The organism is Acinetobacter sp. TY2 (assembly GCF_046269225.1).
In the GTDB taxonomy this organism is placed as follows: domain Bacteria; phylum Pseudomonadota; class Gammaproteobacteria; order Pseudomonadales; family Moraxellaceae; genus Acinetobacter.
Map to the genome: position 1 here is coordinate 13,014 of NZ_JBJZOR010000016.1, position 19,644 is coordinate 32,657.

A 19,644-nucleotide genomic window follows, 5' to 3' on the forward strand; every position below is an offset into this window, starting at 1 on the left:
CCAATTGTTTGGGGATTTTTTATATTTGGCAATCGAAAATTACATTTGGCTTTGAATGTAATTTTCAATGCTAACTGACTCAATCAGATCAAGCTGAGTGGTGAGCCAATCCCAATATTCTTCTTCTTTTTCTAGAATTTCCTGAATCAAATCACGCGTAACGTAATCTAAACTTTTTTCAGCTAAATCAACGGTAATTTTGAGGGCATCAATATTTTCTTTAACTTTACGTATATCGCAGGTAAGCACTTCGGCAGTATGTTGCCCAATATATAATTTACCCAAATGCTGTAAATTTGGTAAACCTTCAAGAAATAAAATACGCTCAATAATTTTATCTGCATGTTTCATTTGACGAATTGATTCTTTATATTCAGCAGAACCCAATTGCTCAATACCCCAATCATTAAACATACGTGAATGTAAAAAATATTGGTTAATGGCTGTGAGGTGATGATAAAGCACTTGATTGAGTTGTTGAATGACATCGCGATTGCCTTTCATGGTCAAAGCTCCTTTCGAATTATATTGAGCCTTAAAAATTAAGGCAGATCTTGAGCTTATATTAGCGTGCTTTGCATAGGCTTAGAAGTGATTTATAGAACGGCAAATGAAAATCGCAATCAAACGCATAAAAGACTGTAATCAATTAAAATAGAAAGTGTGTGTTCAGATAAAAATAACCCGCTCTGAGTCGGAGCGGGGGAGGAAGATGATCCGTGGATCATAGAAAACTTAAGTTATTATTGGTTATAGTTAAAATTTATTCATTAGGCTGCAATTGATATGCGCCCAGCAATTTCAGCTAACTCTTCATTGATAATACTTTTTGCTTCGGGTGCGCAGCGACCACAACATGTGCCAAGATCAAGCAAGTCGCGAATTTCACGATAGCTTTCAGCGCCATTTGCAACGGCGTCTTTAATATCTTGATCTGTAATGCCACGACACAAACAAACGTACATGAGAATGAACCACAGTATTAAATGCGATAATAGATATTATTGATAATTATTATCGTTTGTCAATGAAATTCATTTAGATATATGTAAATATTAATTGAGTTTTTAGATAAAAAAATACCACCTGATTGGTGGTATTTTTTTATTCAGTATAATCAATAATTTATTTTTTGATCTATTTTGTGTTATTGATTGATGATCACAATACCATCCATTTCAACCAATGCATTCTTTGGTAGGCTTGCAACACCTAATGCTGCACGTGCAGGATAAGGTTGAGCAAAATATTCGCCCATAATTTGGTTGACCAATTGGAAATTCGATAAGTCGGTTAAAAAAATGTTGAGCTTTGCAATATCTGCTAGCGAGCCACCCGCAGCTTCACAAACTGCTTTTAAGTTATCAAAAACACGACGGATTTGTGCTTCAATGCCTTCAACCAATTCCATGCTATATGGATCTAAACCAATTTGACCTGAAAGATACAGTGTATTGTCGACTAAAATGGCTTGGGAGTAGGTACCAATTGCTGCGGGTGCATTTTCTGTATGGATCACTTGGCGGGACATTGACTTCTCCTTAGTTTCAACTCAATCCATCATAAGCGATGGATTGTATTCATGAAAGCATCAATTGTTTAAAATGATGGAACCATGGGTCAGACTGCTTTGGAAATCTCAGGTAGCGATACAGGCATAGCTAAGCGTGATATGCGTGGGAAACCAAATTGCATGCGTAACTCACGAATAATTTGTGCGATCTGACGGCGATTGTTTACGACAATGTCGACATAGGTTTTATTTTCATGCGTGCGAACAGATTCAACCCCAGTTTTAGATTTTCTACATAAATAGATCAGTTCTGAAATTTGTTCATCATTAAGCACCATTTCAATGCTTAAATAAGCAGTGAAGTTGACGTCTTCATCTTCTGCTGTCCATTGAAGTGGCATGATATTTTCAGGATGTAGATGCTGTTCATGTAATAAATTATGACAACGTGCACGGTGCACAATGAGTCCACGACGTGATAAATGCCCTTGGATTGGGTCACCCTGCACAGGGTTACAACAGTGGGCATATTTAACATCTACGCCCTCAGTACCCTGAATTAAACGATTTGAGTGTACTTGTCCATCATTTTGCGTTTGAACAAATAAATGATTTGCGACCAATTGAGGTAATAAATCACCAACAGCGATTTGCTCAAATAAAGTATCTTTATTTGGGATATGACGCCATTCGAGTAAATCTGCCCAATCTTCATCGGATAAGTCTTTAATTGAGCGATTAAAGAGTTTTAGAGCACGATTTAAGGCTTGTTGTCCAACGAGGCGTTGTTCATCAATATCTTGTTCACGCAAAATATTTTGAATAGAGCGACGAGCTTTTTGAGTATTGACGAAACTCAGCCAATCAGGATTAGGCGTTGCAAGTACATCGGTAATGACCTCGATGACTTGACCACTTTGTAAGGGCGTTGAAAGTGGTTTAAGTTCACCATTAATTTTTGCACCAACGGCATGATTACCTAAAAATAAACTCGCAGAATAGGCAAAGTCGACTGCTGTTGCACCTTGTGGTAATTCGTGGAGTTGCCCGTGCGGTGTGTAGACCCAAATTTTTTCTTGATGTAAGTAATCAAGTAAATCGCTAAATGTCGTTTTAGCACATTCTCCACCAACCAATAGGTTGAGATTTTTCATTGATGCTTGAATGGCAGAGCGACAAGCTTGAGGTGCATTTTCACCGAGTACAACACCAAAACGAGCAGCTTTACGCATAAGTTCAGTTTGTATCGTTAGCGATAATGTGGTTTTTTCACCTTTTAGCCGTAATATCAGTGATTGATTACCACCAGGAAGTGGACGTCGGATATGATCTTGATAGCTAATGATTTGGAAATTTTCACGTAGAGCTTCAACTAAGCGATCACAATCTGCGATGCTCTGTAAAATGATTTCAAAAGCATGACTATGGGTAAGTTCTTGTAAATCAATTTCATTTTTTACAAAATGACGTAAAAGCTCAATATTATTATTTTTCTTTTTAATACGACCTTGTAGGTTGTAAACATTGAGTAGGTCAGCTAATTTTTGTTCCCAAACCGTTTGGTATTGACAACGTTCAGGTTTGGTTTTGAGTAAATTTTCTTGGACATTGTTATACATGTCGAGGTCAAGATTTTGATAACACAGATGTTCAAGGTTATCTGCCATTTCATTCATACCAACAAGACGTGCCATAGGTACAAAGATATCAAAGGTTTCTTGTGCAATACGTGCACGCTTATCTGGGCGTAATGCACCAAGCGTAGTCATATTATGATAGCGATCTGCAAGTTTAATAATAATGACACGTGGATCTTGTAGTGTAGCTTGCAGAATTTTTCGGAAACTTGCCGCTTTGTTATATTCTTTATCGCTTGAATGGCTAAGTTTAGTCACACCATCAACCAGTTCAGCAACTGTACGTCCAAATTTATTGGCAATATCATCCTTACTGAAATCAGTGTCTTCAATCACGTCATGTAGTAGAGCAGCCATGAGTGTTTCGGCATCCATACGCATATGAGCAAGGATGCAGCTGACTGCAATTGGATGCAGAATGTAAGGTTCACCACTTTTACGGGTAATACCGTCGTGTGCTAGATCGGCATAATCACAGGCCAAAAGAACTCGCTCGATTTCGCTTGGTTGAAGATAAGCGTCGATAATTATATTGAGCTGTTGTTTGGCTTGGCTGACCTGTGGGCCTGGCATAAAACACCTATTAAAAATCTAAAAACTGACAACATTTTTTCAATCTAACAATGAAAACGATCTTGGCGTGCTTGTCAATTTTTTAAAAGAGGGAAACATTATTTTTTTTAACAAATATTTGTTAATTTGTCTAATGATTCACAATATTTTTTTAAATAAAAAAGCCTGGTTAGAAAACCAGGCTTTTAAGACCGTTTACTCTTATTGGAAAGAGAAACCATCTAAATTCAAACTGCTTGCAGAAAGTGCCATATCAAGACTAGACGTTTGATAATCCTGCTCACGTTGTTTTAGGATATCTTTGTTGACATGACCAACTGCAATTTCACGTAAAGCTACAACAGTAGGTTTATCATTATCCCATTCAACAGTAGGTTCAATGCCTTGACGTGCCAATTGACGCGCGCGTTTGCTTGCCACAAGTACAAGCTCAAAGCGGTTGTCTACATGGTCTAAACAATCTTCAACAGTTACGCGTGCCATAGGGATTCTCGTTATGGGTAAATTTTAAATAGACTGCTCAGTATAAAATGCTTTCACTATAGACTCAAGGTTTTCTATGATTGATACTCTTTTTGATATATCAATCTATTGAATCTATAGGAAAAATAAATTATTTCTGTTCAAGTAACTAAAATCTTTAAATCACGTCAAAATTATTTACTTTGTGGCGTAATTAACTTTTCAATTAAGGCTTGATGACGAGCACTTTGTTGACTGAGTTTTAAGCGATTAGCATTAATGACTGATTCAAGATCATGTAATGCTTTATTAAAGTCATCATTGATGATGATGTAATCAAAATTGACATATTGCTGCATATCTTCAACAGCACAGCTCAAACGGTGCTCAATAACTTCAATAGTGTCTGTACCACGGTTTGACAAGCGTTGACGTAAATCAAATTGTGTTGGCGGTAAAATGAAAATCTGTTTAGATTCAGGAAAAAGTTTACGAACTTGCTGTGCGCCTTGCCAGTCAATTTCAAGTAGAACGTCATGACCCTTTGTCAACTGTTCACGAACAGTTGCTTGTGCGGTACCATAATAGTTACCAAATACTTCTGCATATTCGATAAAACCACCTTGACCCACTTGATCTAAGAAATTTTCTTTTGAAGTAAAATGGTAATGAACACCGTCCAGTTCGCCAGGTCGTTGACCACGGGTCGTATGAGAAACAGAAACGTGTAAATTACTGACACGCTCAAGCAACGCTTTCACGAGAGATGTTTTGCCTGTTCCCGATGCCGCAGAAACGACAAACAATAGACCCGACATGATATTTTTCCTGATATGATAAAATATCTTCTCTATTTTAGAGTAGACGAACATCAAACAAAACAGTTTTTGTAAATTGTTTACATATAATTGATCAAGTTTTTCCAAAAAATGTTATGAACGCTGAGGACACTATGGAAATTGTATTGGCTAATCCACGAGGCTTCTGCGCAGGTGTAGACCGTGCAATTGCCATCGTCAATCGAGCTTTGGAGTGTTTTAATCCACCGATTTATGTTCGCCACGAGGTGGTACATAATAAGTTTGTGGTGGATGACTTACGTCAGCGTGGGGCAATTTTTGTCGAAGAGCTTGATGAAGTGCCTGATGATAATATTGTTATTTTTAGCGCACATGGTGTATCAAAAGCAGTACAGCAAGAGGCTGATCGCCGAGGCTTAAAAGTATTTGATGCGACCTGCCCATTGGTCACAAAAGTGCATATTGAAGTCACCAAATATGCTCGTGAAGGTACTGAAGCCATTCTTATTGGTCATGAAGGACATCCTGAAGTTGAAGGTACAATGGGGCAATATGATAAGAAAAAAGGCGGTGAAATTTATTTGGTTGAAGATGAGGATGATGTCGCTGCTTTAGCTGTTAAACATCCTGAAAAAGTTGCTTTTGTTACGCAAACGACATTGTCGATTGATGATACAGCTAAAGTAATTGATGCTTTGCGCCAAAAATTCCCATTGATTCAGGGGCCTCGTAAAGATGATATTTGCTATGCCACGCAGAATCGTCAAGATGCGGTACGTGATTTAGCAACTCAGTGTGATGTGGTACTTGTTGTTGGTTCACCAAACTCATCAAACTCAAATCGTCTACGGGAACTTGCCGAGCGTATGGGAAAACAGGCCCATCTTGTAGATAATGCCGATGAGTTGAAGCAAGAATGGTTTAACGAGACAAGTAAAATTGGGGTGACTGCTGGTGCATCTGCACCTGAGATTTTAATTAAGCAAGTCATTCAGCGTTTGCAAGATTGGGGAGCGACTTCACCACTAGAATTGAATGGTCGTGAAGAAAATATTACTTTTAGCTTGCCGAAAGAATTACGTATTCATGTGACGCAAGCTTAAATTTTTATTCTAAATTTTAAGCGGATAATTGTGATTATGCAGTTATCCGCTTTTTTATACCCTTTGTCATACATGTATTGGTTTTGTAAAAAAATAAGCTATGATTTGTAATAGGATAAAGTTTTGTTGTGGGGGCAAAATGAAAAAAAATAATGGGTTCACGCTGATTGAAATGATGGTCACAATTGCAATTTTTGCAATTATCGCTGCTATGGCTGCACCAGCATTTGGCAAAATGGTTACTCGTCAAAAATTAAATAGTAATACTCGGGCATTTGTCAGTGCTTTTAATTTAGCAAAGTCTCAAGCCGCGACTTTAAGAGCATCTGTAGCTGTTTGCCCAGATAAAACCCCCGCAGGTTTAGACTATACCCGTAAGAAATGTGCTGAAGATGCAATTCCAAATTATGCAAGTTTAACGGCGATTAATAAGATCAATGCTCAGGAAAACCGTGTGATTTTAGTTGCAGTTGATAAAAATGTGGAATTGAAGTCCGGCAGCACAACAAAAGTTGTTTTTAATGAAGTTGGTTCTAGCGGTTCTGAGCAGACAATGAGTCTGTGTGCAGGAAAAGAATTGCGAACATTAACGATTTTGGCATTAGGTAATGTCACACAGACAACAGGAACCTGTTAAATGATAATAATAAAACATCAAAAAGGTGTAGGCCTTATGGAAGTATTAGTAGCATTACTTTTACTTGCTATCGGTGTATTGGGTTATACGGTTTTACAACTAAGGGCTGTAGACGCATCTTCTGAAGCTTTATCTCGCTCTCAGGGAATGCTTATTTTAAGAGGTCTGGCTGAAAATATTCGTGCTAATCCAGCAGGGCAGGCAAGCTATCCAGCTACAGTGCGTAATTATACAACAAGCACAGTTGCCCCAACTGTTCCATCTGTAAATTGTTTTAATCCTACAACTGCTTGTACACCAGAAGAGATGGCAAATTATGATGCTTATAATGTTGCAAAGTCAGCATTTGATATAGGCATGACTGTAACTATGGCAGATTGTCCAGGTGTTTCGGTTGCTCCAATTAAGCGCCAATGTTTATTTATTGGATGGGATGATACTACTTTTAAAGCAACAGCTACGACTGCTGATGTGACGAGTTGTATGTCTAGTGCGGGTATTTATACACCATCTTCTAGATGCCTCATGATGGAGGTATATTAATGAATATTAATAATATGAAAAAAAATACTCAAAATGGTTTTACATTGCTTGAGTTAATGGTTGCACTCGCTTTAGGTTTAATTATTTCTGCTGCTGCAATTCAGTTGTTTATTGGCGGTTTTTTAACATCTAGGATGCAGGAGGCAAATGCTGAGTTGCAAAATAGTGGTGTTTTTGGCTTGGATTATATTGCGCGAGATATTCGACTTGCAAATTACGGTGTTACTCGTCCTGATTTAAATGATCAAACACCATGGGGTGGTATTGTTTTAACAGCAATAAATGCGACAGATACTTCAACAAACATTCCTTATCCAGCAGGAGCGCCATTTGTTTCGGTTGGTTTGTTAAGCCATAGTCTAGGAAGTGGTGAAGCCGTTAGCAATGTAAAAAATGAATGGCAAGGTTTGTCAAATGTAAATCTGCCAAGTGACCAACTTACGATTCAATTTGTTGCACCAAATGCTATGGTAAATTGTGAGGGTTTGGATGTACAAGAGGGAGATTATGTTGTTCAGCGTTATTTTTTGCGCCGTGATCCTGCTGACGCGACAACAGGTACAAATTATGCTTTAGCATGTGATGCAAATACACCAACACCACTTGGAACAGCAGCTGTTGCTCAACCAACATCAATTACGGGTTTTGGTGGTGCAGGTCAAATTATTATGCCTCGAGTAGATCACTTCACGGTTCAATTGGGTGCTCGAAGTGCAAATAATAATTTAGGTTATTATACAATTAATGAGTATCGTAAAGTAGCAAAAGCAGCCCGTGCGAAAGCACCTGCAGAAGCAGCACCGAGAATAGTTTCTATAAAAATGGCAGTCTTGGTGAGATCGCTGGATGATACTAAAAATAAAAATATAGATTTAACAAAGCCTGTTTCGATGTTGAATCAAAATGTCACATTAACTGATGATAAAACTCAATATGCAAGAAGGGTGTATACAACATCTATTGCGATTCGTAATGGTATGGGGGTGCCTAGATGAATATAAACTCTAGATTAATGAGGCACTCTCAACGGGGTGCAACCATGATTGTTGTTTTGATTATGCTGGTATTGCTGACACTTGTTGGAATTATGGGCATACGAACAGCAATGACTTCTTTAAATATCGCAACGAATAGTCAGGTAAATCAGCTTGTTGCTCAAAGTAGTGATACGCCTAGTAATTATTTTTTAAATAATTCTAGTTATGAAAATTTAACAACTCCAACAACGGTAGTTGGACAGGCAATTTCCTTAAATGAAAGTGGTCAACGTGGGCGCGAAGTGATTTTTTGTTATAGACCGACAGGAAAAGAAAGAATTGATAGTGCATTTGATACGACCGTTTTAATACCACCTGATAAAAGTGCGGATCCTGACACAAAAGCAACGATTGATTCAGTTTATACAGACAGGGCAGGTTTTTGTGATTTAACTAAAGATTTTGGTAGTTCGCGTGAAGCTGTGGTAACACAAGTTTCAGTTAAAGTCATTTCAGGTGAACAATCAGTTATTGGGGCTGACCTAGATCGAGGTTCTAATCAAGCTGTTGGATCTACAGAAGCAAAAGATTTGGTTAAAGCTACTATTCGCGTTACTTCCACTGCAATTATGCCGAGTTTTGCGAGAGAAAATATTTCAAATATTCAAGAAGAATGTATAGGTAATGGAAGTAAGGTTGGATATATCAATGACAATCTTGATGAGAATTTGAAAGGTAAAAAGACTGTAGCTGATTGTTTATCAGGTTATGGAATTCCATTAAGTACGCAGGTTCAGGAATTTGAACTTAGAACTCGTGATATACAAATTAAAGCGCCGATTTAAATTTGGAGAATGGAAATGAAAAATCAAAAAAATAGGTTCATTCCTGAAATGAAGCATACACAATTGAGTCGGGGAATAACATTTGCTTCAGCTTTTATGGGAACAATGTTAATAACCTCTTCTGTTGTACAGGCAAGTGATTTACAGATCTATGCGAACCCAACAGCAGGTAAAAAAACAATTGTGATGATGTTGGATACATCAGGTTCAATGAGTCCTTCTCAGAATAACTATCGTGAAGATCGGATTCAAACTTTAAAGAATGGGATGAATACTTTCCTAAATAGTACGAACCCTATTTTAAATGATGTTCGAGTAGGTCTTGGGCATTATTCGGTTGGTGGGAATGGTAAGTCTGGTAGAATATTGGTGGCTGCTGAACCACTCGGAGTGGCTGGTTCAGCACAACGTATTGCATTAAAAAATGCTATTGCAAATTTATCAGCCTCTGGTGGTACACCAACAGCACATGCATATGCAGAAGCAGCAGCATATCTGATGGGGACAACAACTACAGGTACTGGAGAAATTGCCAAATATATTTATCGACAACAAGATCAAACAACGAATTATTATTCTTGTCCTACAGGCTATCCTAATTTTAACTCTAGTGATATTCGATGTTATGTATCGAAAAGCGGAAATTATTATTACGGAAATAATAAAAAAGCTACTTTAACGAAAACAGAAACTGTTACTAATTATTATTCATGCAGTAGTTATAATAATACTGATGTAAATAATGGAATTCAAAGTTGTGCAACTTGGATAAAACTTACAAATAATCCTTCAGCAGATGAATTGGCTAAGTATGAAGTATTAGAAACATCTGAAGGTATTATCTACACTCAAGGTGAGATCCAAGTTACAGGAAATAATGCTGATAGTGGATTTAATAACTCTATAAGTGCTGTTAAAAATGGTGGGAATTATATCTCTCCATTACCAGCACAAGCAGATAGAGTAAGTTGTGATGGTCAGGGTGTATATGTTTTATCCGATGGTGCTGCGAATAACAGTACCACTGCTCGTTCTACAACTATTATGCGAACAGCTTTGGCTGATAAGGGTTCAGGCTTTAGTTGTACAGGAGGGCTTTCAGGTGGTGGAACAGGAAGTTCATGGGATTGTATGGGAGAATTCGCAAAAAAACTTTTTGATGCGAATAAAAATCCAACAGGAGTTTCTATCCAGACTGCATTTGTTGGGTTTGGTAGCGATATGAATAGTCTCACCCAGTCGTATGTGCAAAATGCATGTAGACTGAGTTCTAGAACGCAAGCAGATCGAAGTGGTGATGATGCTTGTTCACCAGGTAAGGGAGCTTATGCTGTTAATTCGCCTGGTTATGGTAATGGTGGTTTTTTTACAACTCAATCAGCATCGGGTGTTACGGATAGTGTAATTGCATTTATTAACAACTTAGGTAAAGCCCCTTTAGAACCATTAACTACAGGGGCAATTTCTGTTCCAGTAGATAATCTAAACCCTTCAGGGCTTCAGCCTTATGGTTATTTGCGTGGTTTAGAGCCTAATCCTCAAAGTAGTGAAGTTATTTGGACTGGAAATCTTAAAAAATATCAAGTTGTGCAAACTGGAAATAATGCGGGTGCATTTGCTGCTGCGGGAGGATCTTTGGTTTATAACTCTCAAGGTGGATTTAATAGTGGCACCAAAGATTTGTGGAACAGTAACAGCGTATATAGTGGAAAAAGTTATAATGACGGCGGTATTGTTCGGTTAGGTGGTGCATATTCAAAAGTTCCAATGCCAATACTAGGGCAAGCTGAAAATTTAGCATTAGTACCTCCGCAATATGCTTATACTGCTAATGCAAATACAGTCCGTAATTTGTTTACAGATGTAAAAGTGGATGGAGGCAGTACATTAACATCCGCGACGAATGGTTCTTCATTGCTGAAAGTTCCTGGAGGGACTGTACCTGAAAGTAGTACTGCTAATTATGTATTATCACAGTTTAAAACTCAGACAACATTAAAAGATTTTCCTATTGCTACAAAGATCAAGCTACTCAATTATCTTGGTTATAGTGTTCCATATGATGAAACTGATGAAGATTTGGTTTTACCTACTACATTAGAAGTACCTAATTCTCCACACCTTTCTATGGGGGGGAGTATTCATTCATTACCTGTACAATTAACATATTCAGGAACGTTAGATAAGGCAGGCAATTTAACAACAACGCGTAGTCAATCTGTACTTTACGGTACGATGGATGGTGGTTTACATATTGTAGATAGTGAGACAGGTAAGGAGCAAATGGTCTTTGTGGCATCTGAACTTTTACGTAATGGTTCAGCTTCAAAAGGCTTGGTTAAGGGACAAACAGACAGTAGTTCTCCAGTATCTGGTGCAGATGGAATGTGGATCTCTGATTCAATATATAAAACGCAGCGAGCTTCTAGTACAGGTGAAACAAGTACTGTTAAAGCGTTGAAAATGAATATTTATGGTGGCATGCGCATGGGGGGGGAGAGTTATTACGCATTGAATGTTTTAACGCCATCGAGCCCTAAATTACTATTTAGACTTGGGAAAGATGTTACAGGCTTTGATCGCATGGGCCAATCTTGGTCTAAACCGGTACTCGCAAATGTTCGCATTAAGGGTGTAGATAAAAGAGTCATGATTGTTGCTGGTGGTTATGATCAATGTTATGAAAACCCAAATTTTGCATTAAGTTCAGCAGTGTCTAATACGGATTACCCAGATACGGCATGTAATAATAAAGCTCAGGCGCAGGGTAACGCTGTATATATGGTTGATGCGGAAAAAGGTGATTTACTTTGGTCTGCAACATTCAGTAGTGCTACTGCAGATGGTGATAAACAATATTTGAAACATAGTATTGTGAGTCGTGTCAGTGCGATTGATCGCAATGCTGATGGTTTAATTGATAATATTTATTTTGGTGATTTGGGTGGGCAAGTATTCCGTGCTGATTTCGATAATAACCAAACGAAAACAGGGTCTACCTATAGTGCATTTGGGGTACGTGTAAAGCGTATAGCAAATCTTGCAAGCAATGATACAACGAATAACAGTGGGTGGGATTATACAGGAAGTAAAGCACCTCGTTTTTATGAGGCACCGACATTAACTATTCATGATGAGGGGGCTAATACTTTCCTTGTGGTTGGTGTGGCCTCTGGAAATAGAAGTACACCTTTGGATGTTGTACCAACAGTTGGACGAGAGAAACTTTTACCATCGACAGCTTTAAGTGGCAGACCTGTAAATAATGTCTATGGTTTAATTGACCGAGATTTTGTAAATATAAATTTAATGAAATCGAATGTGACTTTACTTACGAGTAGTCTAACATTAGATAGCTTGCAGAAAAATCCTCAGAAGTTAACAGGTAAAATTGGAGATTATTTCTTTAAGGCAACAGGTGCCAAAAATGGTTGGTATAGATCATTATCTAGTATGAGTGATGGAACTGAGCGTGGTGGAACAGCATTTCGAGTTGCTGGTGGTATGAAAGCTTATGAAGAACCCTTTGCAATTACTGGAAATTTAATAGTTCCTGTATATGACCCTCAAGGTACAGGTGTTGCAGGCCAAGACCCTTGTAAGCCTCGGGTTGTAGGTGAGACAGATCGTCAATTATTCTGCTTACCATATGGAGCATGTCTGAAAACTGATGGCACGGTAGATGGTGGTGCTAGTGGAATGGAAAGTAAAACGGGTTTTCAAACTAAAAAGACGGATTGCCCTGATGGTGCTGCGGAATGTAATGCCAATGTAATAGGGACGGGTATTCGTGGTTTGGCTCTGGTTCCAATAAGTGGTAAATCGTGTCCAGACAAAACATTAGCAGGAAATGAAAAGGGCGCTGGGCTATGGGAGTGTAAACAAATTATCAACCCGACGAAATGGTATGATAAATGGATAAAGTAATTTATAAATTGAGTCGATTGCTGAATTTGTCTTTGGTTACTAGCAGAAATGCTAGTAACCAAGAGGCAAAGCAATCAGGCTTCACACTTATTGAGTTAATGGTTGTTATTGTGATTATTACGATTTTTGCAGTAATTGCCGTACCATCGTATCAACAATATGCTCGTAAGGCTGATGCTTCGGCAGCTGAACAAGAAATTCAGAAAATTGCTGAACAGCTTGAACGTTTCAAATCTAAAAACTTTACATATCGCTGTTTTGATCCAAAGTATATTTATGGTCAGATTGTAGATACCTCTGGCAGTAATAAATGTAAAAATAATGATCCCTTAACTGAAATTACTTTACCAACGGGTGCAACAGGTACAAATATTAAATATGTTATTACGATTATGGATCTGCAAGATACGAGTAAGAAATTAACAGATGATGGTGCTGTTGGGCGTAGCTATGCAATCAAAGCATTATCAAAAGAAGCAAATAATAAAAACTATACTTATTTATTAACGAGTTCAGGCTTACGTTGTAAAAATAAAACATCAGCAAATGTTTCTTATACAGATTGTGGCTCTGCAACAAATGGAATGGAGGGGTGGTAATGCACCAAAAAGGCTTTACATTTGTTGAAGTGATGATTGTGGTGGCAATTATTGGCATCCTCGCAGCAATTGCTTATCCATCTTATTTACAGTATGTAAAAAAGACAAAACGAGTTGATATGCAGACGGCTATGTTACAAATTTCTCGTAATTTAGCCAATTATAAAATGGCAAATAATAATTTTGCAGGATTAACCTTAGCTAATACAAAGGTATTTGGTGGGAATGTTTTTCCTACAACAGGTACAGTATTGTATGATTTAAAACTAACAGATATAGATGGAATTAATGCACTGAGTGCTACAGGGGCAAAAGTAAATACTTGGTTATTGGTCGCAACACCAAGAACAGCCGCTCAACAGTTTGAAGATGGGCATATTGTTATCAACTTTCGAGGAGAGCGTTGTTGGACTAAAGGGTCTGACAAAAATGCTGGTGTAGCTTGTGTACCTTCAGCATCGACAAACTGGGACGGACGCTAAACTTAAATTCAAAAATGTGGATAAACAAAAATTGATCTTTCCTTCGTGTGCAAGATGACGTAAAATATTGCCCTCTATGAAAGGGGTTTGAGCTGTGCCGATGGTCGGTACAAGGATAATCCGTAAAAACTATAAGGTTCTATCATGGTTGTTATTCGTCTTGCACGCGGTGGTGCTAAAAAACGTCCTTTCTATCAAATCATTGTGACTGATAGCCGCAATGCACGTGATGGTCGTTTCATCGAACGTATTGGTTTCTTCAACCCAACAGCACAAGGTAAAGCAGAAAAACTTCGTTTAGATGCTGATCGTCTTGCTCATTGGGTTGCTCAAGGTGCTCAACCGTCTGAACGTGTTGCTTCTTTAGCTGCTCAAGCTAAGAAAGCTGCAGCTGCTGCATAATTTTTGAAAATTAGGTAGTAGATTGCCCATGACACCAACACAGAATGTTCCCGAAGATCGTATTCAGATTGGACAGCTACGTTCAGCATATGGATTAAATGGGTGGCTCTGGGTCTATTCCAATACAGAACCTATGAGCAATATATTTGACTATCTGCCTTGGTACATTGAAACCAAAGCAGGTTGGCAAATTGTAGATGTAAAACGCTGGAAACCACATGGTAAAGGCTTAGTTGTTTCGCTTAAAGATGTGAGTGATCGCACTTCAGCAGACAATTTAGTTGGCGCAAATGTATGGATTTCAAAATCGCAACTGCCTCAAGCAGGCGTGGATGAGTATTATTGGACAGCATTGAAAGGCTTAATTGTATTAGGTTTAGATGACGCTGAACAAGAAGTTAATCTCGGTAAAATCCATGAAATGTTTGAAACAGGAGCCAATGACGTGATGGTGGTACACGCAACACCTGAAAGTGTCGATGGCGAAGAGCGAATGATTCCATGGCATAAAGATGTGGTACAGCGCGTTGATTTGGAAGCTGGTCGTATCTACGTAAATTGGGGCGTAGATTATTAATCCTCACAAGGGTTAACACAGCAGGAAAAGAGAGGAGTCTGCGATGTTTTTTGCAGTTATTACGCTTTTTCCTGAAATGTTTGAAGCGATTACAGCGTACGGTATTAGCGGGCGTGCAGCAAAAAATGAATTGATCCAAGTCCATTGTATCAATCCTCGTGAATTTGCTGAGGGCAACTACAAAAGAGTGGATGAACGTCCATTTGGTGGTGGTCCTGGTATGGTCATGATGGCAGAGCCTTTGGCGAAAGCGATCAAGCATGCCAAAATTCTTGCGCAGCAAGCGGGTGCGGTTCATGTTCCTGTGGTGTATATGTCACCGCAAGGGAAAACCTTACGTGAGTCAGCGGTACAACAGTTTGTTGAATATGATGGATTGATAGTACTGTGTGGGCGTTATGAAGGGGTCGATGAGCGTTTGATCCAAACTTATATTGATCAGGAATGGTCAATTGGAGATTATGTTTTATCTGGCGGTGAACTTCCTGCGATGGTTCTTTTAGATAGCGTTATTCGGAGACTTCCGGGTGCAATGTCTGATGAGCAATCACATGTGCAAGACTCATTTGTAGATGGTCTTTTAGATTGTCCACAATATACTAAGCCAGACCATTTTGAAGGTTTGGATGTGCCTGAGGTGTTAAAATCTGGGCATCATGCCAATATTGAAAAATGGCGGTTTTTGCAGCGTTATCAACGTACACTTGAACGTCGACCTGAACTGGTTGAACAAGTTGAGTTGACGAAGCAGCAAAAAAAATGGCTACAAAGCGAGAAGAAACAATAGTTTTTTCAAGCAAGTACTTAAACTTATTTAAGTACTCTTTAAATAGGCTCTCTATGCATTGAAGTGGTCAAGCATAAAGAGAAAGATAATCGGGTCTATGCGCTTTAGCCTCTATACCCCGTGGAGATCAGACCTCTTCTGACCCACACATTGGAGATACCCCATGAGCGGTAAGCATCCTTTAGTTCAAATTATTGAAAATGCACAATTAAAAACTGATATCCCTGCGTTTGCACCAGGTGATACAGTAATTGTTTCTGTTAAAGTTAAAGAGGGCGATCGTGAGCGTCTTCAGGCTTTCGAAGGCGTTGTAATCGCTAAGAAAAACCGTGGCTTAAACTCTGCATTTACAGTACGTAAAATTTCTAGCGGTGTTGGTGTTGAACGTGTTTTCCAAACACATTCTCCAATCGTTGCTAAAATCGAAGTGAAACGTCGTGGTGACGTTCGTCGTGCTAAGCTTTATTACCTACGCGAATTGTCTGGTAAAGCTGCACGTATTCGTGAAAAATTACCAGCTCGTAAAGTTAAAGCTTAATTTTAAGTTTTGTACGAGTGAAAAAAATGCGCCTTTAGGCGCATTTTTTATGGCTTATTCTGAGTTGCCAATTATAAGTCTTGTATTTTTAAGCCGTTTGCATGTTGACAATAAACTTGAACTAGGTCAGCAGAGAATAAACCAAGAATTCCAAGTAGTTGATTAAATTTGTTTAAGTGATTCCATTGTGTGTATCACGAATCACTTTATCAAATCGAGAAGAGCAACGACTAGCTACACCATCACCAGCAATAAGAGATGAAGCGATCATTCCATAATCTGTAGGGCTCTAGCATTGTATTAAATGAAGAATTGCCGATAAATGATTAATAATAAGTTCCATTTACTTGGCTTGTGCCTTCACTACAGCTCGTGCAGTGACTCCATTTAGAAATTTTTGATTAAATTAAAGTGATTTAGTCGTACCTAAGGCTTGTAATGCTGCCTTTGCATCGTATGGGGAAATTTGTGGATCAAGATCCGAAGCAAAAGTAATAGCAGGTGCGACTAAATTATCAAAAACTGCACGATCAGGTGCTTCTAAAATTCCACCAATCAGTACACCTTTGAGCATATCTGCGAATTTTACACCTTTATTAATAGAACCGATTGGCGTGACAGGTACAATTTTGTCGGGAATTATTCTAGAAAATAACGAATGGATTGCCCACCATGGCGATGACCAATTAAGTTGACTTTTGCTTTTTTAATAATGGCTAAAATTCATTCAACTTGTTGCAGTGTTTGTTCTCCATGAATTTCACTAGAGTTCATAGTTGAAACACGAGTTGCTCAAGTATCAGCACCATTACGTGCTAGATCAGATAAAATAGCGTAAAAATAGTCGATACCAACTGCATTACCGAAACTGAATAATCCATGGGCAAAAATAATAAGGTATTGCATCTTTGAATAAGTGTTAAAAGTTGAGGTCGATGCTTTTACATTTTCAGTTAAGTCTTTAATATCTGTTTTAATGAGTTTTTTTGAAATAATAGATAAAATGGATGCATAGTGTGATTTATTTTACTTATATTTTATGGTAACTGTGTCATATTGAATTAATGGTTTTATTTATAATATTTAAACTTATTGTTTAGTTATATTTGGATGGTTTTGTTAATGATTTTACAATACTGCTTCTATGGCATAGAGCAGTATTGTAATAGTAATTGAAAAAAAATTATAAACCTTCAAGTTTTAAACGGTTGGCTTGTTGACGATATAAAGAGACAGGATCTTGTCCAAATAGTGCCTTTAGACCTAAAATTTGATTGACCTCATCTAAATGGGTTTGATTATAGTCGTCACGAATGACTTGTCCGAAATGTGTATTACAGCGGTTGACCAATCCATCGTTGTCTTTATTCTTATAAGATAAAGGCGCAAGGATGGAAATGGCATTGTCTACTACATCCAATAGATTGGTGGCTTGAGATGTGCCTGTCCATGAATAATGATAGATACCATTTGTAGTCACTTTTTGTCCATTTCCACAATCTTTAGGAATGGCTGCACTTGGATATTTTGCATTAAATTCGGTAGCGCCTTTTTCACTAATACTTTGTAGTGAATGCTCAAAGCTATTTGGTAAAGATGGATTACCTTCAAGTAGTGTGATGACAGGCGCAAGAATATATTGCCCCACAATAGTCATGGTACTATTGGCAAACTTATTGGCTAAAAGATCATCTGCAACTTTTGAGCCTTTGATCGTACCAGCAACAGAAGTCAATGATGAGACTTTTTCAGGCGCAACAATTTCAATATAACGGATGGTTGGTCCGCCGTGACTGTGTCCAATCAAATTCACTTTTGTTGAACCTGTCAGTGCTATGACTTCATCGACCTGCTGTAAAAGTTGCTCACCACGAAGCTCTGTGGTTTCGAGAGGCGATACTTGTGTAGCGAAAACATTTGCACCATTACGTGCAAGATCAGGTAAGACTTGGTAAAAATAATCTACGCCTAGAGAGGATGTTCCTAAGCGTGTAAAACCGAACATACCGTGGTTAAACACAATAGGGTATTTGGTTTTTGCATAATTGGAACTGACATAATTAGCAGTGACTTTTTGTAGTCCAGATGCAGATGCAGTCATGGTGCTTAGACCAAGGATTAGAGCAATACCGAGGGCATTCATTTTAAATTTCATTTCAATTACTCTTTTTATTTGCGTTTTAATTTTTGGGAAAAGTAACCTAACAGAATGTGTGTTTCTGTCAGGCGAAGTTAGGAATTAAAGCCCTTGTAATTTCAGGCGATTTGCATGTTGACGATACATATCAACAGGGTCAGGAGAGAGTAGTCCTCTTAATCCAAACATCATGTTGGCAAGATCCGTATGATTAAGCGCATAATTATCACGAATGACTTTACCAAAATGAGTGCTACAACGTGCAACCATGCCGTCATTGTCATTGTTACCGTATGCCAATGGACCAAGCTGCATTAAAATGGTGTCTATATCCAAGAGGTTAGTCGTTTGTTTTGTACCACCCCATGAGTAGTAATAAATACCTTTCTCACTCGTTGCACCGCTTTTATTACAGTCTGTAGCCAGTGCAGCTGTTGGGTATTTAAAATTAAATGCTGCTGAACCTGTTTCAGTCAGTGATTTCATTGACCCATCAAAATCAATTGGGGTGTCGGGATTAGCCTCTGCCCATGCGATTAGAGGACCAACAATATATTGCCCCAGAATATTCATAAAAGTTTTGAGGCCAGAATTATTCTGGATGACATCGGCAACTTTTGAACCACGGAATGTTCCACCCACGCCTGTTGCTGATGCAACAAACTGTGGTTTAACCGTAGCGACATATTGTACAGTTGGACCACCATGGCTATGACCAATCAGGTTGACTTTATCTTTGCCCGTAAGAGCAATGACTTCTTCAACCTGAGCAATGAGTTGTTCACCACGAACAGCGGTTGTATTTGTTGGTGATAATTGTGCGGCAAATACAGTTGAGCCATTGCGAGCCATGTCGGGTAAAATTTGATACCAATAATCGATATTAAAGCTATCGTTCCCTATTCGTGACCAACCCAACCACCCGTGAACCATGACGATTGGATATTTGGTTTGTGTATAGTTAGATTTTGCAGTTTGTTTAATTTGCAAAAGCCCCTGTGACGCTTGAGTTTGGCTGCCAATTCCTAGGCATAATGCACTACATAAACTCAACGCTAAAATATTTTTTGTTTTACGTTTTTTCATGAGATTCCCTATTTGAAAA

At 38.3% G+C, this 19,644-nt stretch carries 21 protein-coding genes; 12 read left to right on the forward strand and 9 right to left on the reverse strand.

The annotated features are described in order from the left end of the window. Nucleotides 1-39 precede the first annotated feature (39 nt). The 6 genes from bfr to gmk form a co-directional block, all read right to left on the reverse strand. Nucleotides 40-504, reverse strand: a complete 465-nt coding sequence (gene bfr, locus ACK1JC_RS11180; RefSeq protein ID WP_409511951.1) for a bacterioferritin — start codon at nt 502-504, stop codon at nt 40-42. A gap of 266 nt (nt 505-770) precedes the next feature. After that, on the reverse strand, nt 771-965 hold the full coding sequence (locus ACK1JC_RS11185; RefSeq protein WP_409511952.1) for a bacterioferritin-associated ferredoxin: 195 nt from the start codon (nt 963-965) through the stop codon (nt 771-773). A 182-nt stretch (nt 966-1,147) separates the two neighbouring features. Then, nucleotides 1,148-1,531 (reverse strand): RidA family protein, encoded by a 384-nt coding sequence (locus tag ACK1JC_RS11190; RefSeq protein WP_409511953.1) that lies wholly within the window; start codon nt 1,529-1,531, stop codon nt 1,148-1,150. Between the two features lie 89 nt (nt 1,532-1,620). Next, on the reverse strand, nt 1,621-3,723 hold the full coding sequence (locus tag ACK1JC_RS11195) for a RelA/SpoT family protein (RefSeq protein ID WP_409511954.1): 2,103 nt from the start codon (nt 3,721-3,723) through the stop codon (nt 1,621-1,623). Between the two features lie 201 nt (nt 3,724-3,924). Then, nucleotides 3,925-4,206, reverse strand: a complete 282-nt coding sequence (gene rpoZ, locus ACK1JC_RS11200; protein WP_409511955.1) for a DNA-directed RNA polymerase subunit omega — start codon at nt 4,204-4,206, stop codon at nt 3,925-3,927. A 173-nt stretch (nt 4,207-4,379) separates the two neighbouring features. After that, nucleotides 4,380-5,003, reverse strand: a complete 624-nt coding sequence (gene gmk / locus ACK1JC_RS11205) for a guanylate kinase (RefSeq protein ID WP_409511956.1) — start codon at nt 5,001-5,003, stop codon at nt 4,380-4,382. Between the two features lie 134 nt (nt 5,004-5,137). Between gmk and ispH the strand changes: the two genes are divergently transcribed. The 12 genes from ispH (at nt 5,138) to rplS (ending at nt 16,402) form a co-directional block, all read left to right on the forward strand. Then, a complete protein-coding gene (gene ispH, locus ACK1JC_RS11210; protein ID WP_409511957.1) occupies nt 5,138-6,088 on the forward strand; it encodes a 4-hydroxy-3-methylbut-2-enyl diphosphate reductase in 951 nt (316 codons plus the stop codon). A 139-nt stretch (nt 6,089-6,227) separates the two neighbouring features. Then, on the forward strand, nt 6,228-6,725 hold the full coding sequence (locus ACK1JC_RS11215) for a GspH/FimT family pseudopilin (protein ID WP_409511958.1): 498 nt from the start codon (nt 6,228-6,230) through the stop codon (nt 6,723-6,725). Further along, on the forward strand, nt 6,726-7,268 hold the full coding sequence (gene pilV / locus ACK1JC_RS11220; RefSeq protein ID WP_409511959.1) for a type IV pilus modification protein PilV: 543 nt from the start codon (nt 6,726-6,728) through the stop codon (nt 7,266-7,268). Then, nucleotides 7,268-8,263 carry a PilW family protein gene (locus ACK1JC_RS11225; RefSeq protein WP_409511960.1) on the forward strand — a complete coding sequence of 332 codons (996 nt, stop codon included), beginning with the start codon at nt 7,268-7,270 and terminating at the stop codon, nt 8,261-8,263. The genes pilV and ACK1JC_RS11225 overlap by 1 nt, the downstream gene beginning before the upstream one ends. A 44-nt stretch (nt 8,264-8,307) precedes the next feature. Then, on the forward strand, nt 8,308-9,090 hold the full coding sequence (locus ACK1JC_RS11230; protein ID WP_409511961.1) for a hypothetical protein: 783 nt from the start codon (nt 8,308-8,310) through the stop codon (nt 9,088-9,090). A 15-nt stretch (nt 9,091-9,105) separates the two neighbouring features. Further along, complete coding sequence (locus ACK1JC_RS11235; protein WP_409511962.1) at nt 9,106-13,017, forward strand: pilus assembly protein PilY; 3,912 nt, start codon at nt 9,106-9,108, stop codon at nt 13,015-13,017. Continuing rightward, nucleotides 13,005-13,616 (forward strand): type IV pilin protein, encoded by a 612-nt coding sequence (locus ACK1JC_RS11240; RefSeq protein ID WP_409511963.1) that lies wholly within the window; start codon nt 13,005-13,007, stop codon nt 13,614-13,616. The genes ACK1JC_RS11235 and ACK1JC_RS11240 overlap by 13 nt, the downstream gene beginning before the upstream one ends. After that, nucleotides 13,616-14,098, forward strand: a complete 483-nt coding sequence (locus ACK1JC_RS11245) for a type IV pilin protein (protein WP_409511964.1) — start codon at nt 13,616-13,618, stop codon at nt 14,096-14,098. Before ACK1JC_RS11240 ends, ACK1JC_RS11245 begins: the two co-directional genes overlap by 1 nt. A gap of 144 nt (nt 14,099-14,242) precedes the next feature. Then, complete coding sequence (gene rpsP / locus ACK1JC_RS11250; protein WP_409511965.1) at nt 14,243-14,500, forward strand: 30S ribosomal protein S16; 258 nt, start codon at nt 14,243-14,245, stop codon at nt 14,498-14,500. A gap of 28 nt (nt 14,501-14,528) precedes the next feature. Further along, nucleotides 14,529-15,077: a ribosome maturation factor RimM gene (gene rimM / locus ACK1JC_RS11255; protein WP_409511966.1), complete on the forward strand. Its 549-nt coding sequence runs from the start codon at nt 14,529-14,531 to the stop codon at nt 15,075-15,077. Between the two features lie 43 nt (nt 15,078-15,120). Further along, nucleotides 15,121-15,864 carry a tRNA (guanosine(37)-N1)-methyltransferase TrmD gene (gene trmD / locus ACK1JC_RS11260; protein WP_409511967.1) on the forward strand — a complete coding sequence of 248 codons (744 nt, stop codon included), beginning with the start codon at nt 15,121-15,123 and terminating at the stop codon, nt 15,862-15,864. A gap of 163 nt (nt 15,865-16,027) precedes the next feature. After that, on the forward strand, nt 16,028-16,402 hold the full coding sequence (gene rplS, locus ACK1JC_RS11265) for a 50S ribosomal protein L19 (RefSeq protein ID WP_409511968.1): 375 nt from the start codon (nt 16,028-16,030) through the stop codon (nt 16,400-16,402). A gap of 406 nt (nt 16,403-16,808) precedes the next feature. Here rplS and ACK1JC_RS11270 read toward each other — a convergent pair whose 3' ends face one another. The 3 genes from ACK1JC_RS11270 to ACK1JC_RS11280 form a co-directional block, all read right to left on the reverse strand. Further along, a complete protein-coding gene (locus ACK1JC_RS11270; protein WP_409511969.1) occupies nt 16,809-16,976 on the reverse strand; it encodes a hypothetical protein in 168 nt (55 codons plus the stop codon). A gap of 609 nt (nt 16,977-17,585) precedes the next feature. After that, nucleotides 17,586-18,557 (reverse strand): esterase/lipase family protein, encoded by a 972-nt coding sequence (locus ACK1JC_RS11275; RefSeq protein ID WP_409511970.1) that lies wholly within the window; start codon nt 18,555-18,557, stop codon nt 17,586-17,588. A gap of 84 nt (nt 18,558-18,641) precedes the next feature. Next, complete coding sequence (locus tag ACK1JC_RS11280; RefSeq protein ID WP_409511971.1) at nt 18,642-19,625, reverse strand: esterase/lipase family protein; 984 nt, start codon at nt 19,623-19,625, stop codon at nt 18,642-18,644. Nucleotides 19,626-19,644 lie beyond the last annotated feature (19 nt).

Excerpts from the sequence above, each read along its gene's own strand:
- ACK1JC_RS11215 (WP_409511958.1), top strand. The coding sequence starts at position 6,228 with ATGAAAAAAAATAATGGGTTCACGCTGATTGAAATGATGGTCACAATT.
- ACK1JC_RS11240 (WP_409511963.1), top strand. The coding sequence starts at position 13,005 with ATGGATAAAGTAATTTATAAATTGAGTCGATTGCTGAATTTGTCTTTG.
- pilV (WP_409511959.1), top strand. The coding sequence starts at position 6,726 with ATGATAATAATAAAACATCAAAAAGGTGTAGGCCTTATGGAAGTATTA.
- gmk (WP_409511956.1), bottom strand. The coding sequence starts at position 5,003 with ATGTCGGGTCTATTGTTTGTCGTTTCTGCGGCATCGGGAACAGGCAAA.
- ACK1JC_RS11195 (WP_409511954.1), bottom strand. The coding sequence starts at position 3,723 with ATGCCAGGCCCACAGGTCAGCCAAGCCAAACAACAGCTCAATATAATT.
- rpoZ (WP_409511955.1), bottom strand. The coding sequence starts at position 4,206 with ATGGCACGCGTAACTGTTGAAGATTGTTTAGACCATGTAGACAACCGC.
- trmD (WP_409511967.1), top strand. The coding sequence starts at position 15,121 with ATGTTTTTTGCAGTTATTACGCTTTTTCCTGAAATGTTTGAAGCGATT.
- ACK1JC_RS11245 (WP_409511964.1), top strand. The coding sequence starts at position 13,616 with ATGCACCAAAAAGGCTTTACATTTGTTGAAGTGATGATTGTGGTGGCA.
- ACK1JC_RS11270 (WP_409511969.1), bottom strand. The coding sequence starts at position 16,976 with ATGCTCAAAGGTGTACTGATTGGTGGAATTTTAGAAGCACCTGATCGT.
- ACK1JC_RS11235 (WP_409511962.1), top strand. The coding sequence starts at position 9,106 with ATGAAAAATCAAAAAAATAGGTTCATTCCTGAAATGAAGCATACACAA.
- ispH (WP_409511957.1), top strand. The coding sequence starts at position 5,138 with ATGGAAATTGTATTGGCTAATCCACGAGGCTTCTGCGCAGGTGTAGAC.
- rimM (WP_409511966.1), top strand. The coding sequence starts at position 14,529 with ATGACACCAACACAGAATGTTCCCGAAGATCGTATTCAGATTGGACAG.
- ACK1JC_RS11230 (WP_409511961.1), top strand. The coding sequence starts at position 8,308 with ATGATTGTTGTTTTGATTATGCTGGTATTGCTGACACTTGTTGGAATT.
- ACK1JC_RS11185 (WP_409511952.1), bottom strand. The coding sequence starts at position 965 with ATGTACGTTTGTTTGTGTCGTGGCATTACAGATCAAGATATTAAAGAC.
- rplS (WP_409511968.1), top strand. The coding sequence starts at position 16,028 with ATGAGCGGTAAGCATCCTTTAGTTCAAATTATTGAAAATGCACAATTA.
- ACK1JC_RS11275 (WP_409511970.1), bottom strand. The coding sequence starts at position 18,557 with ATGAAATTTAAAATGAATGCCCTCGGTATTGCTCTAATCCTTGGTCTA.
- ACK1JC_RS11280 (WP_409511971.1), bottom strand. The coding sequence starts at position 19,625 with ATGAAAAAACGTAAAACAAAAAATATTTTAGCGTTGAGTTTATGTAGT.
- ACK1JC_RS11225 (WP_409511960.1), top strand. The coding sequence starts at position 7,268 with ATGAATATTAATAATATGAAAAAAAATACTCAAAATGGTTTTACATTG.
- bfr (WP_409511951.1), bottom strand. The coding sequence starts at position 504 with ATGAAAGGCAATCGCGATGTCATTCAACAACTCAATCAAGTGCTTTAT.
- ACK1JC_RS11190 (WP_409511953.1), bottom strand. The coding sequence starts at position 1,531 with ATGTCCCGCCAAGTGATCCATACAGAAAATGCACCCGCAGCAATTGGT.
- rpsP (WP_409511965.1), top strand. The coding sequence starts at position 14,243 with ATGGTTGTTATTCGTCTTGCACGCGGTGGTGCTAAAAAACGTCCTTTC.